Origin of the sequence: Zoogloea sp. (assembly GCF_041904905.1) — a bacterium.
Lineage (GTDB): Bacteria > Pseudomonadota > Gammaproteobacteria > Burkholderiales > Rhodocyclaceae > Zoogloea.
In genome coordinates this window covers 82,246-95,776 of the sequence record NZ_JAYRMI010000002.1, presented here as the reverse complement: position 1 = coordinate 95,776, position 13,531 = coordinate 82,246, and the positions used below count along the sequence as shown (strand labels likewise).

Sequence of the window (13,531 nt, the reverse complement as noted above, 5' to 3'; positions counted from 1 at the left end):
CCTGGGTTGTTCGGCAGGCCGCCATTTTGGCCCCGAGTCGCCCCCGGGGTCACGCCCGAGGGGCTATCCCGCCGGGAAAATGGGGATAGGCGAAAGCCCCCGCGGCGGCCCTGCCCGAGCTGGGCGGGGCGGCGGCCCGGCTTGGGCAAGGCGAGAAAAAACAAGGGTTTGTGCCGCGCGGGAGGGCGTTTTAAAAATACCTCTTTTGGGGTATTTGCCTCATTTTTGAGCACCCAAGGGCTCTGATCCAGGTCAACTTTCGGCCCGGATCGGGCTCCTAGACTGCGCGCCATGTTCCGGGGTTTAAGGCAGTTGTTCCGCGGGCCCCTTTTGTTCCGGCGAGGTGAATGATGCGCACGAGTCTTGATGATCTGTCCCTGGTGTTGGGTGAGCTGGCCCTGTTCCGCGATCTGCCCGCGGCGGCGATTGCCGAGGTGGCCCGCGCGGCCCATGTGGTGAGCCTGCCCAAGGGGGCGACGATCTACGCGTCGGGCGAGCGGCCCAAGGCGCTCCACCATGTGATGTCGGGCCACCTGAAGGTGAGCGTGTCGTCGCCGGAGGGGAGCGAGAAGGTGATCGAGATCCTGTCGCCGCGCCAGCTCTTCGGGGTGGCCGAGCTGTTCGGCGACGCCCCCTACGTGTCGTCGGTGGAGACGGTGTCGCCGGTGGTGCTGCTGTCGGTGGGGCGCGACGGCATCTTCCGGGCGATGGACGGGGAGCCGCGCCTGATGCGCCGGATGCTCGCCGCGGTGGCCCAGCGCCAGTCGTCCATCGAGCGGGACATTGCCGCCGATTGCCTGCAGTCGGGATCGGCGAAGGTGGTGGAGTACCTGCGCCGGCTGGCGGCGGCGGAGGCGGCGCCGGGGGCGCGGATCGAGCTGGAGCTGGCGATCCCCAAGAACGTGCTGGCGGCGCGCATGGGCTTCACCCCGGAGACCCTGTCGCGGATCTTCCGGGAGCTGTCGGATTCGGGCCTGATCCAGGTGCTGGGCAAACACGTCACCCTCACCGAGAAGTTCACCCGCCAGTACGCCTGCGACGGCGGCCAGGCCGCGGCCGAGCGGCGCCCGGCGGCCCGGGGTGGCGTGTGGTTCGACCGCGCCGGGGTGGGCTCCCGCGCCCACGCGGCCTTCAACTGACGGTAGCCACCGCCGCCGACGCGGTATGCTGACGCTCTTCCCAAGCGCGAGGAGCGTCCGATGGCAAACGTTCACGATTCCGATTTCGACAGTCTCGTTCCCGGGCTGCCCCTGAGCCGCCGGACCTTCGTCGGCGGTGCGCTGGCGGCGGGGTTTGCGCTGGCCGTGCGCCCGGCGCTGGGGCAGAGCGTGGTGCTCACCCCGGCCGACGGGCTGGTGGCCGGCGAGGTGGCGGTGCCCGCGCCGGACGGCGTCGCCCTGAAGGCGTACCGCGCCCAGCCGGCGGGCCGCGGGCCGTTCCCCACGGTGCTGGTGGTGCAGGAGATCTTCGGGGTTCACGAGTACATCCGCGATGTGTGCCGGCGGCTGGCCCGTCAGGGCTATCAGGCCATCGCGCCCGATCTTTTCCAGCGCCAGGGCAACCCGGCGGGCATCGAGAGCGTGGCGGAGATTCTGGCGAAGGTGGTCGGCAAGGTGCCGGACGCCCAGGTGATGGCCGACCTGGATGCCTGCGCGGCGTGGGCCGCGGGGGCCGGCGGCGACCCGGCCCGGCTGGGCATTACCGGCTTCTGCTGGGGCGGGCGCATCGTCTGGCTGTACGCCGCCCACAACCCGCGGCTCAGGGCGGGGGTGGCCTGGTACGGGCGCCTTGCCGGGGTGGCCAGCGGGATGACTCCGACTCACCCCATCGATGCGGTGGCGAAGATCGGGGCGCCGGTGCTGGGCCTGTACGGGGCCAAGGATCAGGGCATCCCGGTGTCGGACGTGGAGGACATGAAGGCCGATCTGGCCGCGGCCGGCAAGCGGGCGGAGTTCGTGATCTACCCGGAGGCCGGTCATGCCTTTCACGCGGATTACCGGCCCAGCTACCGGGCGGCCGAGGCGGCGGATGGCTGGGCCCGGCTGCTGGCCTGGTTCAAGGCCAACGGGGTCTGAGCGGGGTCAGGCGGGCTGCGCGAGGCGGGCCTGCAGCAGGCTTTCCAGGGCGGGGGCCGGCAGCGGCGGCGAGAACAGGTAGCCCTGCATCTGGGTGCATCCGGCGCGCTGCAGGAAATCCCGTTCGGCGGGGGTCTCGACGCCTTCGGCCACCACGTCCAGCCCCAGGTGGTGGGCCATCGCCAGGATGGCGCTGGTGATGCCGGCGTCGCCGGGGTTGTCGAACAGGCCGTGGATGAAGCTGCGGTCGATCTTCAGGCTGCCGATGGGCAGGCGCTTGAGGTGGGCGATGGAGGAGTAGCCGATGCCGAAGTCGTCCAGTGCGAAGTGCACGCCGGCGGCGCGCAGCCGGGTGAGCCCGGCGGCCAGGGTGGGGTCGTCGTCCATCGCCAGCCCTTCGGTCAGCTCCAGCACCAGCCGCCGGGGGTCGAGCCCGTGCTGGGCGACGAGGGCCAGCACGTCGGCGGCGAAGGTGGCGGCGCGTAGCTGCCGGCCAGACAGGTTTACCGCGATCCGCGCCGGGGCGATGCCGGCCCGCTGCCAGGCGCCGCCCTGGGCGCAGGCGGTGTCGAGCACCCAGCGGCCCAGGGCGACGATGAGCCCGCTGTCTTCGGCGGCGGCGAGGAAGGCCGGCGGTTCGAGCAGGCCGCGCGCCGGGTGCTGCCAGCGCAGCAGCGCCTCGACGCCGACGATGCGCGCGGTGGCGGTTTCCACGATGGGCTGGTAGTGCAGCACGAACTCGCCCCGCTCCAGCCCCTTGCGCAGTTCGCCTTCCAGCCGCAGGCGCTCGACCGCCTGATCGGTGAGGGCGTGGTCGTAGAGCTGCCAGTTGTTCCGGCCCAGCTCCTTGGCGTGGTACATGGCGGTGTCGGCGTGCTTGAGCAGGGTGGCGGCGTCGGTGCCGTCCTCGGGGTAGAGGGCGATGCCGATGCTGGCGCCGATGGTCACCTCGGTGTCGGCCACCTGGAAGGGGCGGGTGAGGGCGCTGTGCACCCGCTGGGCGATCTGGATGGCGGCGTGGGCGTCGTCGAGGGAGGGCAGGGCGATCACGAACTCGTCGCCGCCCAGCCGGGCCAGGTGCAGGGGCGGGTTGGCAGGCGGCGCTTCGGCGCCGGGCCGGGAGACGATGTCGCTGACCCGCAGCTTCTCCCGCAGGCGCTGGGCCACCGCCCGCAGCAGCATGTCGCCGGTGTCGTGGCCGAGGGTGTCGTTGATGCGCTTGAAGCCGTCCAGGTCGAGGAACAGCAGGGCGAGCTTGCGCTGTTCGCGGGCGGTGCGCTGGAGTTCCTGCTCAAGCCGCTCGTTGAAGTGCTGGCGGTTGGGCATGCCGGTGAGCGGGTCGTAGTAAGCGAGCCGGCGGATCTTCTCTTCGTTCTGTTTCTCGCGGGTGATGTCGCGCACCACCGCCACCACCTGATCGTCGCCGCTGCGGGCGAGGCGGGCTTCGTAGTGACGCTCCTGCCCGTGCTGGGGCAGGGGGAAGACGAGGGCCTGGAGCGTGCCTTGGTCGAGGGCGCGGCGGAGGTTTTCGGCGACCTGGGCGGCCAGGGCGTCGGGCAGCAGATCGGTCAGCCGCCGGCCGATGAACAGGCGGGGCTGGATGGCGTCGCGCTGGCCGGCGCCGGCCTTGGCGTCGAGGACGGTGCCGTCGCCGCGCAGGGTGAACAGCATGTCGGGGATGGCGCGCACGATGGCGGCCTGACGGGCTTCGAGGGCTTTCTGGACGCGCACGCTCTCGGCGGCGCGCAGCACGTAGCGGGCGCGGTGACCGAGGATCGGCCAGTTGATGGGCTTGGCCATGAAGTCGTTGGCGCCGATCTCGTAGGCCAGGTTGATGGAGGCCAGGTCGTCCATGCCGGTCACCATCACGATGGGGATGTCGCTGGCCGACCAGCGCAGGCGGATGCGGCGGCACACCTCGAAGCCGTCGATGCCGGGCATGCCCACGTCGAGGAGCACCAGATCGGGCGGCTGGCGATGCACGGCGGCGAGGGCTTCGGCGCCGTCGCCGGCTTCGTCCACGATGAAGCCGGCGTGTTCCAGGGCCGCCCGTTCGAGCAGGCGGGCGGTGTAGTCGTCGTCCACGATGAGGACGCGGGGCGGGGGCAGGGGGTCAGGGTGCGACATGGTGCGGGAGTCTTTCGAGGGTGTCCTGCAGGGCATCGCGCACCCGGGACCACTCTTCGTCGATGGCGGCCAGGAGGCGCGGGGCGGCGTCCGGGTCGGCGGTGTGGGCGGCGGTCTCCAGGGCCCTGAAGCGGGCGGCGAAGGTTTCGGCACCCACGTGGGCGGCGCTGGAGCGCAGGTAGTGGGCGGCGGCGGCGACGGCGCTCGGGTCGCCGGCCTGCAGCTGCCGGCCGAGTTCGTCGAGGCGCGTCGGGGTGTCGGCCAGATAGGTGCGGATCACCCGCTCCACCAGGGCCGGGCCGTTGGCGCCGGGGATGCGGCGGATGGCGTCGAGGGCCGCGGGGTTGAGGGGGGCGTCGTCGGCGGGCAGGGCGGCGGGGCTGGCCGGGGCGGCCGGCGCGCCGGCGCCGCGCCCGGCGGGCAGCCAGACGGCGAGCATCCCGGAGAGCTGTTCGCGGGTGAAGGGTTTGCTGAGGTAGGCGTCCATGCCGGCGGCGAGGCAGCGCTCGCGGTCGCCGGAGACGGCGTTGGCGGTGAGGGCAATGACCGGCAGGGGGCGGCGGATGTGGCCTTCGTCCTGGAGGGCGCGGATGCGGGCGGTGGCTTCGAGGCCGTCCATCTCGGGCATCTGGCAGTCCATCAGCACCAGGTCGAAGTGGCCGGCGCGGGCTTTCTCCACGGCGTCCAGGCCGTTGCCGGCGAGGGTGCAGGCGAGGCCGAAGGAGTGGAGCATGGCCTGGGCAAGCTGCTGGTTGACGGGGTTGTCCTCGGCCACCAGCACGTGGCCGGCGAGGCGGGTGGCGGCCGGGGCGGGCGCGGTGCCGGCGTCGGCCAGCCGGGGGGCCTGGAAGAGCGCGGTGGCGATGGCGTCGTAGAGGTCGGACTGGCGCACCGGCTTGGTGAGCACGGCGTCGGCTCCGGGGGTGCCGGTGGCTTTGCCAGCGCTGCCCACCGGGGCGACCGCGAGCAGGGGCAGGCGGGCATGGCGGGGCTGGCGCCGGATGGCGTCCGCCAGGGCGGCGCTGTCCATCTCGGGGCCGTGCAGGTCGAGGATGACCAGGTCGTAGCTTTCGTTGCGGCCGGTGGCCCGGTCGAGGGCGCGCAGGGCGTTGCGGCCGTCGGTGACGCCGGCGGGCTGCATGGCCCAGCCCTGGACGATCTGCCCGATGGCCTGGCGCTGGCTGGCGTTGTCCACGGCCAGCAGCACGCGGCGCCCGGCGAGCTGGCCGGCGGGGTCGACGCGGCGCACGGCGTCGGGGGGCTGGCGGTCGAAGGGCAGTTCGATCCAGAAGCAGGTGCCTTCGTCGGGGGTGCTGTCCAGCCCGATGCGGCCGCCCATCAGCTCCACCAGCCGGCGGGTGATGGCCAGCCCGAGGCCGGTGCCGCCGTAGCGCCGGGTGGTGGAGCTGTCGGCCTGGGAGAAGGCGCTGAAGATGCGGTCGTGGGCGTCGGGGGCGATGCCGATCCCGCTGTCCTTCACTTCGATGCGGTAGCGGGCCCGGGTGTCGCTGGCGTCGAGCAGCCGGGCGCGGATGACGATCTCGCCCCGGTGGGTGAACTTGACCGCGTTGCTCATCAGGTTGGTGAGGATCTGGCGCAGCCGGACGGGGTCGCCGCGCAGGGCCAGCGGGCTGTCGTGGGGCACCGCGCAGACGAGTTCGACGCCCTTGGCTTCGGCGGCGCGGGCGAACATGTAGCCCACGTCTTCGATGAGCTGGCGCAGGTGGAAGTCGATGGTCTCGAGTTCGAGCTTGCCGGCCTCGACCTTCGAGAAGTCGAGGATGTCGTTGATGATGTTGAGCAGGTGCTCGCCCGACTGGTAGACGGCGTCGGAGAAGCGGGCCTGCTGGGCGTTGAGCGGGGTGCCGCGGAGCAGCTCGGTCATGCCCAGGATGGCGTTCATGGGCGTGCGGATCTCGTGGCTCATGGTGGCCAGGAACTCGCTCTTGGCGCGGTTGGCGGCTTCGGCCAGCTCCTTGGCCTTGCGCAGCTCGAGGGTGCGCACCTCGATCTTGTGTTCAAGCTCGTCCCGGTGGCCGGCGAGGCTGCGGTCGCGCTCCTGGATCTGTTCGAGCATGGCGTTGAAGCCGCGGGCCAGTTCGCCGATCTCGTCGCCGGAGTCGACCGGGGCGCGGATGCCGTAGTCGGCGCCGGCGGTGACCCGGTCCATCACCGCGACGAGGCGGGTCATGGGGTCGGTGATGGCTTGGTTGAGGCGCGTCAGCAGGCTGTGGGCGATGGCCAGGGCGACGAGGATGACGGTGACGAAGGCGGCGATGTGCCAGCCCAGGTGGCGGTAAAGCCGCCCGAGGCTGAAGTGCAGCTGCACCGCGCCGGTGTCGGCGCCGTCCACCCGGATGGGGTGGGTCACCGACAGGGCGGTGAGGGTCAGGGTGTGGCCGGCGGGTGGGGGCAGCCCGGTGGCGAGCGGCGCGTCGGCGCTGCCCGCCGGGGTGTAGCTGGCGAGGGTGCGGCCGGCGGCGTTCCAGACGGTGGCGCCGCGTACCTGGGGGTCGTCGGCCAGGGAGCGCAGAAAGCTTTCGGTGGCCACCGGGTCGTCGAACACCACCGCCGAGGCGCTGTTGCGGCCGACGAATTCGGTCTTGGTGTGGGCCTCTTCGATGAAGGTGGAGCGCAGTTCGAGGTAGTCGTGGATGGACAGCAGCACCACCGCGATGAGGAAGGCGCTGCCGGTGGTGAGGAGGTTGATCCGGCGCAGCTTGGTGCGCAGGGAGCCGCCCCGGAGCAGGCGTTCGAGGAGCGAGGGGGGGCGGGCGGGGGCGGGCATCAGCGGCCTCCCTTGCCGTCGCGGACGAGCCGGGCGAGCCGGAGGATCTGGGAGCTGAGGCGCAGCCCGGCCCGCTGGGCGGCGTCGGGGTTGGCCTCGAAGCGCAGCCGGTCGCCGTCCATGTAGAGCCCGATGATGCCGCCGGCGCCGGCAAAGCCGTCGGCTTCGCCCACCGTGAGCACCGGCGCGCTGCCGATGGGCTGGAGCAGGGGCTGGGCGCCGCTGCGGCCGGCGATGACCAGGATGTGGCACTCGCGCCCTTCGTCCACCCGGGCGAGCAGGCGCACTTCGAGGGGCTTGCCGCGCACCGGCGGTTTGGTCTCGAGGGCGGCCACGGCCTGGATCAGGTCGCTGTCGCCGCCGGTGACGCAGACCCGCAGCCGGGGCGAGCGGTTCCAGTGTTCGTCCGGCCATTCGGAGAACTTGGCGAAGTTGTAGATGAAGGCGGCCTTGAGCGCGTTCTCTTCGGCGATCTCCGGGGCGGCCCGGGCGGCCGGGCCGGCCAGGGCGAGGGCGACCCCGATGGCCAGCCAGCGGGCGCGGCGGCGAGGCGCGGCGGTGGGGGCGGGGGTGGCCATCAGAAGCGGTACACGGCCTTCAGGCGAAAGGTGCGTCCGTCTTGCTGCAGGCGGTCGCGGGCGGGCAAGGCGGGGTCGTAGGCGGTGGCGTCGTCGTAGCGGTTGTCGAACAGGTTGTAGAGGGAGGCGGACCATTCCCAGCGGTCGCCGGCCATGGGCCGCAGCAGGGTGAGGTTGGCCAGGCCGTAGGCGGGCACGCGGCCGGCGTGGGTGCTGCGGGCGGCGAGCCACTGGGCTTCGGTGCCCAGGCGCAGGCCGTGCCAGGGCAGGGGTAGCGAGAGGTTGAGCTTGCCGATGAGCCGGGGCGAGTTGGTGAGGCTGCCGCCCTGGGCGTCGTGGGCGTGCTGGAATTCGACGCTGGTGCGCAGGCGGGCGCCGTTGGTCCACAGCCGCTCCAGCTCCAGCTCGAGCCCGCGGGCGGAGCTGCGCCCGGCGTTGATGTACTGCAGCAGGCCGCTGCGGGCTTCGGTGGTCTGGTCGATGAGGTTGCCGAGGCGGTAGACGTAGGCGGTGCCGAGCAGGCGGGTCTGGCTGTCGAGGTAGTGCTCGATGGCGGTTTCCCAGGTGGTGATCTTTTCGGCGCCGAGCTGGGGGTTGGCGACGGCGGCGCCGGGGTAGCTGTAGTGGCGCTCGTAGACATTGGGCGCCCGGAAGGCGGTGCCGTACTGGAGCTTCCAGACCGAGCGGGCCGACAGGCGGTACACCGCGCCCAGGCGCGGGCTGAACTGGCCGCCCTGGCCGGTGACCTGATCGATGCGCCCGCCGGCGGCGAGCCGCAGCTCGGGGGTCCACTGGAAGTCGTCCTGGAGGAACAGGCCGCTGCGTTCGCTCTGGCGGCTGTCGCGGGCGTTGAGGACGTAGGGCGACACGTCCTGGTTGTGCTGGTTCTGGATGCGGTTGCGCTGGTGCTCGACCCCGCCGACGAGGGTGTGGCGGGCGGAGAGGCGGCTGACCAGCTTGAGTTCGACGCCGTACCAGCTGCCGTGGGCTTCGTCCTCGTTGCGCGCCGGGGGCGTGCCGCGGGTGGCCGGGGCGAAGTAGGTGTAGTCGGACAGGTAGGCGCGGCCCGACAGCTCGGTGGCGGCGTCGAGGCTGCGGGTGTAGTCGGCGGAGAGGTAGCCCTGGGTGTCGACGAAGGCGGTGCCCCGGTCGTTGAAGGCGGCGCCGTGGATGCCGGTGGGCACGCCCTTGGTGCGCCGGCTGGCGGCGGCGGTGATGCGCAGGCCGTCCAGCCCGAGGCGGGCGAAGACGCTGCCCTGGCGGGTGTAGTCGGTGTGGGCGGTGTGGCCGTTGTGGGTGGCCGGGCTGTCGAACTCGGGGAAGTAGAGCGCAGGGCCGGTGCTGTTCATCCCCGACACCGAGGCGAGCAGGTCGGCGCCGTTGTCGAGCCGGGTGCCCACGCTGGCGCGACCGTCCACGCTGCCGAAGCTGGCGAGGCGCGCGCTGGCCTCGCCGCCGCCGAGCTGGGCGCCGCTGCGGGTGACGAGGTTGATGACGCCGAACAGGGCGTTGCCGCCGTAGATGGAGGAGCCCGGCCCGCGGATGACCTCGATGCGGTCCACCAGGTCGAGATCGACGATGCCGTCGGTGCCGATGTAGGCCTGGTCGTAGATGGCGTCATTGACGCGCTGGCCATCGACCAGCAGCAGCACGCGGGTGTTGTAGTCCTGGGGGCGGGCGAAGCCGCGGGTGCCGACGTAGTCGTAGCCCCGGTCGCTCTGGGTGTAGAAGCCGTGCAGGCTGCGCAGCACTTCGGCGAGGGTGCGCCAGCCGTACTGGCGGATGTCGTCGCGGCTGACCACGCTGACGGTGGCGGTGGTCTCGGAGGCCTTCTGCTCGAAGCGGGAGGCGCTGACCACCGGCACGTCGAGCAGCTGTTCGAGCGGCAGGTCGGTCAGGTCGTCGGCGCCTTGGGCGCACGCGGTGCCAAGCGTGAGGGCCAGGGTGAGGCTGGCCCGGCCGGCGCGGCGGACGGCGGTGTCGTTCATCGGTCGTGGGCGATGGCCCACCGCCCGGAAACGACGTGGCTCCGGGGCTCGGTGAGGCGCAGGGTTGGATGACGCAATCCTAACGGCGCCACGCCCGCGAACTTGAGCCGGCCAGCCCGGCCGGCCGTGGAGGGGCTAGCCGCGCAGGGAGATGACCGGCCAGCCGTGGGCGGTGGCGTGGGCGCGCAGGGTGTCGTCCGGGTCGACGGCTACCGGGTTGCCGACCTGGTTCATGAGCGGCAGGTCGTTGTGGGAGTCGCTGTAGAAACTGCTCCCGGCGAAGCTCTCCCAGCACAGGCCGAGGCTCTCGAGCCAGGCTTCGACGCGCTCGATCTTGCCGGCCTTGAAGGCCGGGGTGCCGCGGGGCTTGCCGGTGAAGGCGCCGCCTTCCTGGGCCGGCACGGTGGCGACCAGATGCGGGATGCCGAAGGCGCGGGCGATGGGGCCGGTGACGAAGCTGTTGGTGGCGGTGACGATGGCCACCACCGCGCCGGAATCGAGATGCTGCTTCACCAGGGCCTGGGCCTTGGGCGTCATCATCGGGCGGACGCGGGTGTCCATGAACTCCCGGTGCCAGGCGTCGAGCTGGGCGCGGCTGTGGCGGGCGAGGGGTTTGAGCTGGAAGTCGAGGAACTCGAAGATGTCCAGCGTGCCGGCCTTGTACTGGTCGTAGAACTGCTGGTTGCGGGCTTCGTAGACTTCACGGTCGAGCACGCCCTTGGAGATCAGGAACTGGGCCCACTCGAAATCCGAGTCGCCGGCGAGCAGGGTGTTGTCCAGGTCGAAGAGTACGAGTTCCATTTTGGGCTTCACAGGGTCGGGTCGCGCTGCAGGACTTCCCGCAGCAGGGGGAGGGTGACGGCGCGCTTGCGTTCGAGCGAGGCGGCGTCGAGGGCGTCGAGGGTGCGCAGCAGGCTGGTGAGATCGCGCCGGCCGTGGCGCAGCAGGTAGTGCACCAGCTCGGGTTCGAGGCGCAGCCCGCGGGTGGCGGCCTGGGCCTGGAGGATGGCGTGGCGGTCGTCGTCGGTGAGGGCCTTGACCTCGAAGATCAGGCACTGGCCGATGCGAGTGCGCAGATCCTCGCGCAGCGCCAGCTGCAGGGGGGCCGCGGCGCCGCTGGTGACGAGGGTCATCTTCTGGCCGCGGGCGGCGTTGAAGGCGCGGAACAGGGCGATCTGGGCGTCGGGGCCGAGGGCCTCCACGTCATCGACCGCCAGCAGCAGGCCGGGGGCTTCGGGCAGGGTGGCGGCCACGTCGGCGGCCTGCAGGTAGCACGCCGGCCGACCGGCCTGGGCGGCGGCGGTGACGACGCTCTTGAGCAGGTGGCTGCGGCCGCTGCCGGCGTCGCCCCACAGGAAGAGGTGCTGGGGCACGTCGGCCACCGGCACGGCTTCGTAGAGGGCGGCGAGCAGGTCGGCGTTGGCGGCGGCGACGAAATTTTCCAGCAGCGGCGGAGAGTCGGCGTGCAGGTCGAGGGTGAGTTGCTTCACGCGGCAATTGCGCGGGCGCACCCGGCAGGGCGGGCCGGCGACATTTCGGCTAAAATTGAGGTTTGTTTGCGCGGCAGGGGCAAAACCCCGGCGCAAGGCCCGTTAATGTAGCCGGTCCCGGCGGGGCGCTCAACCCGATGAGCGTTTCCGGCGACGGCCGGACGCTTCAGAAGAGATCACAGAACCCATGAGTTCCCTTACTTATCGTGACGCCGGCGTGGACATCGATGCCGGCGATGCCCTGGTCGACCGCATCAAGCCCTTCGCCAAGCGCACCATGCGCCCCGAGGTGCTGGGCGGCATCGGCGGTTTCGGCGCCCTGTTCGAGATCTCCAAGAAGTTCAAGGAGCCGGTGCTCGTCTCCGGCACCGACGGCGTGGGCACCAAGCTCAAGCTGGCCTTCCAGCTCAACAAGCACGACACCGTCGGCCAGGATCTGGTGGCGATGAGCGTCAACGACATTCTGGTGCAGGGCGCCGAGCCGCTGTTCTTCCTCGACTACTTCGCCTGCGGCAAGCTGGACGTGGACACCGCCGCCACCGTCGTCCAGGGCATCGCCCAGGGCTGCGAGCTGTCCGGCTGCGCGCTGATCGGCGGGGAGACCGCCGAGATGCCCAGCATGTACCCCGACGGCGAATACGACCTCGCCGGCTTCGCGGTGGGCGCGGTGGACAAGTGCAACCTCATCGACGGCTCCACCATCCGCCCGGGTGACGTGGTGCTGGGCCTCGCCTCCAGCGGCGCCCATTCCAACGGCTACTCCCTGATCCGCAAGGTCATCGAGATCGCCAAGCCCAACCTCGAAGGCGACTTCCACGGCCGCAAGCTGAAGGATGTCATCATGGAGCCGACCCGCATCTACGTGAAGTCGCTGCTCGCGCTGATGGAAAAGCGCGCCGGCCTGGTGAAGGGCATGGCTCACATCACCGGCGGCGGCCTGCTCGAGAACGTGCCCCGCGTGCTGGCCGACAACCTCACCGCCGTGCTGAAGAAAGACGCGTGGGAAATGCCCTACCTGTTCCAGTGGCTGCAGCACGCCGGCAACGTGGATGCCCAGGAGATGTACCGGGTGTTCAACTGCGGCGTCGGCATGGTGGTGATCGTTGCCGCCGAAGACGCCGAAATGGCCGCCGCCCAGCTGCGTTCCACCGGCGAGACGGTGTACACCCTCGGCACCATCGAAGCCCGCGCCGAAGGCCAGGCCCAGACCGTGGTGGTGTAAGCGCCAGCGGGCGTGCCCGCGCAAGGCAATGAAGAACGGGCCCGAGCGGCCCGTTTTTCATTGCTGCAGCTCCTCGCTCATCTCTCCTCACTCCTCACGGCTTCATTGTTGCTTTTGAAACTTCAAGGGTTACAATCGAAACAAACCACCCCGGAGCCCCATCATGACCGCCCCTGAAGCCGCCGCCAACGACGCCATCGACCGCAAGGCCGTGGCGGGCATGCTGATGCAGCTCTTCGACCACTGGAAACTCAGCACCGAAGAGCAGCTCGACGCCCTCGGCTTTGCCACCTCCAACCGGGCCGTGCTGGCGCGCTACCGGCGGGGCGAGGCCCTCTCCGCCAGCCGCGACACCCTGGAGCGGGCCGGCCATCTGCTGGGCATCCATAAAAACCTGCGCCTGCTCTTTCCCCACAACCGCGAGCTGGCCTACGCCTGGATGAAGACCCGCAACCTGGCCTTCGAGCACCGTTCGCCCATCGAGGTGATCCGCGAGTTCGGCTTTGCCGGCCTGCTGATGGTGCTGGCCTACCTCGACCGGGCGCGCGGCCAGTGATCGACGCCATCTTCGCCCAGGCGCGCCTCGCCGACACCCACGGCGATCTGGTGCGCAACATCGTGTCGATCCGCGTCTCGCAGGATCTGTTCGACGACCTCTCCGACAACCCGGCCGACTGGCAGACGGCGATCAGGCTCGAGCTGGCCACCAAGCCGCGGATGTTCGTCTCGCCGGTGCCGACCATCGACCGGCCCTTCGAGGAAGCCCGCTGGAACGACGCCATCCACTACCCCTTCCGGCACTGGATGAAGAGCCGCTACGCCGACGGCAGCTTTGGCGTGTGGTACGGATCCGATACAGTCGAGACCAGTGTTCACGAAACTTTGTATCATTGGCGCCAGGGCCTGCTGGCGGACGCCGGCTTCACCCAGCCCGGCGTGCGCATCGACCGCAAGTGCTACCGGGTGCGCTGCGACGCCGCGCTGGTGGATCTGCGCCCCGCGGCGCGGGCCTTCCCGGCCCTGGTCGACCCGCAGGATTACGGCCTCACCCACCAGGTGGGCGCGCGGCTGCACCGGGAAGGCCACCCCGGCCTCGTCACCGCCTCGGCCCGCTGCGACGGCGAGGTGTACGCGGTGCTGAACCCGACGGTGCTGTCCGACCCGCGCCAGATGTGCTTCCTCACCTACACGACCACCGCCACCGGCGTTGCCGTGGAGCGCGAGCCGGGCAGCGTGTGGCTGCAGCTGTGACCCCCGGCGGGG

Annotated in this window: 11 protein-coding genes; 5 read left to right on the top strand and 6 right to left on the bottom strand. The window is 71.0% G+C overall.

Annotation, left to right across the window (positions count from 1 at the left end; translation table 11 throughout):
- Nucleotides 1-347 precede the first annotated feature (347 nt).
- Nucleotides 348-1,139: a Crp/Fnr family transcriptional regulator gene (locus ACE3N6_RS01260; RefSeq protein WP_374243341.1), complete on the top strand. Its 792-nt coding sequence runs from the start codon at nt 348-350 to the stop codon at nt 1,137-1,139.
- A gap of 60 nt (nt 1,140-1,199) precedes the next feature.
- Complete coding sequence (locus ACE3N6_RS01255) at nt 1,200-2,075, top strand: dienelactone hydrolase family protein (RefSeq protein WP_374243340.1); 876 nt, start codon at nt 1,200-1,202, stop codon at nt 2,073-2,075.
- Nucleotides 2,076-2,081: 6 nt separating this feature from the next.
- Here ACE3N6_RS01255 and ACE3N6_RS01250 read toward each other — a convergent pair whose 3' ends face one another.
- The 6 genes from ACE3N6_RS01250 to hda form a co-directional block, all read right to left on the bottom strand.
- Nucleotides 2,082-4,202 (bottom strand): putative bifunctional diguanylate cyclase/phosphodiesterase, encoded by a 2,121-nt coding sequence (locus tag ACE3N6_RS01250; protein WP_374243339.1) that lies wholly within the window; start codon nt 4,200-4,202, stop codon nt 2,082-2,084.
- The gene (locus tag ACE3N6_RS01245; protein WP_374243338.1) at nt 4,189-6,990 is read right to left on the bottom strand and encodes a response regulator; all 2,802 of its coding nucleotides are present in this window, start codon (nt 6,988-6,990) and stop codon (nt 4,189-4,191) included. The genes ACE3N6_RS01250 and ACE3N6_RS01245 overlap by 14 nt, the downstream gene beginning before the upstream one ends.
- Nucleotides 6,990-7,568 carry a YfiR family protein gene (locus tag ACE3N6_RS01240; RefSeq protein WP_374243337.1) on the bottom strand — a complete coding sequence of 193 codons (579 nt, stop codon included), beginning with the start codon at nt 7,566-7,568 and terminating at the stop codon, nt 6,990-6,992. Before ACE3N6_RS01240 ends, ACE3N6_RS01245 begins: the two co-directional genes overlap by 1 nt.
- Nucleotides 7,568-9,556 carry a TonB-dependent receptor plug domain-containing protein gene (locus tag ACE3N6_RS01235; RefSeq protein ID WP_374243336.1) on the bottom strand — a complete coding sequence of 663 codons (1,989 nt, stop codon included), beginning with the start codon at nt 9,554-9,556 and terminating at the stop codon, nt 7,568-7,570. The genes ACE3N6_RS01240 and ACE3N6_RS01235 overlap by 1 nt, the downstream gene beginning before the upstream one ends.
- A gap of 135 nt (nt 9,557-9,691) precedes the next feature.
- Nucleotides 9,692-10,357, bottom strand: a complete 666-nt coding sequence (locus tag ACE3N6_RS01230) for an HAD family hydrolase (protein ID WP_374243335.1) — start codon at nt 10,355-10,357, stop codon at nt 9,692-9,694.
- Between the two features lie 8 nt (nt 10,358-10,365).
- Nucleotides 10,366-11,046: a DnaA regulatory inactivator Hda gene (gene hda, locus ACE3N6_RS01225; protein WP_374243334.1), complete on the bottom strand. Its 681-nt coding sequence runs from the start codon at nt 11,044-11,046 to the stop codon at nt 10,366-10,368.
- Nucleotides 11,047-11,233: 187 nt separating this feature from the next.
- Here hda and purM point away from each other — a divergent pair, with 187 nt between their 5' ends.
- The 3 genes from purM (at nt 11,234) to ACE3N6_RS01210 (ending at nt 13,519) form a co-directional block, all read left to right on the top strand.
- The gene (purM, locus tag ACE3N6_RS01220; protein ID WP_374243333.1) at nt 11,234-12,268 is read left to right on the top strand and encodes a phosphoribosylformylglycinamidine cyclo-ligase; all 1,035 of its coding nucleotides are present in this window, start codon (nt 11,234-11,236) and stop codon (nt 12,266-12,268) included.
- 163 nt (nt 12,269-12,431) lie between these two features.
- Nucleotides 12,432-12,824, top strand: coding sequence for an MbcA/ParS/Xre antitoxin family protein (locus ACE3N6_RS01215; protein ID WP_374243332.1), 393 nt, complete (start codon nt 12,432-12,434; stop codon nt 12,822-12,824).
- Nucleotides 12,821-13,519: an RES family NAD+ phosphorylase gene (locus ACE3N6_RS01210; protein ID WP_374243331.1), complete on the top strand. Its 699-nt coding sequence runs from the start codon at nt 12,821-12,823 to the stop codon at nt 13,517-13,519. Before ACE3N6_RS01215 ends, ACE3N6_RS01210 begins: the two co-directional genes overlap by 4 nt.
- Nucleotides 13,520-13,531: the final 12 nt, after the last annotated feature.

Bases quoted from the DNA above. Each gene is read 5' to 3' on its own strand.
- ACE3N6_RS01260 (WP_374243341.1), top strand. From the start codon at position 348: ATGATGCGCACGAGTCTTGATGATCTGTCCCTGGTGTTGGGTGAGCTG.
- ACE3N6_RS01255 (WP_374243340.1), top strand. From the start codon at position 1,200: ATGGCAAACGTTCACGATTCCGATTTCGACAGTCTCGTTCCCGGGCTG.
- ACE3N6_RS01250 (WP_374243339.1), bottom strand. From the start codon at position 4,202: ATGTCGCACCCTGACCCCCTGCCCCCGCCCCGCGTCCTCATCGTGGAC.
- ACE3N6_RS01245 (WP_374243338.1), bottom strand. From the start codon at position 6,990: ATGCCCGCCCCCGCCCGCCCCCCCTCGCTCCTCGAACGCCTGCTCCGG.
- ACE3N6_RS01240 (WP_374243337.1), bottom strand. From the start codon at position 7,568: ATGGCCACCCCCGCCCCCACCGCCGCGCCTCGCCGCCGCGCCCGCTGG.
- ACE3N6_RS01235 (WP_374243336.1), bottom strand. From the start codon at position 9,556: ATGAACGACACCGCCGTCCGCCGCGCCGGCCGGGCCAGCCTCACCCTG.
- ACE3N6_RS01230 (WP_374243335.1), bottom strand. From the start codon at position 10,357: ATGGAACTCGTACTCTTCGACCTGGACAACACCCTGCTCGCCGGCGAC.
- purM (WP_374243333.1), top strand. From the start codon at position 11,234: ATGAGTTCCCTTACTTATCGTGACGCCGGCGTGGACATCGATGCCGGC.
- ACE3N6_RS01215 (WP_374243332.1), top strand. From the start codon at position 12,432: ATGACCGCCCCTGAAGCCGCCGCCAACGACGCCATCGACCGCAAGGCC.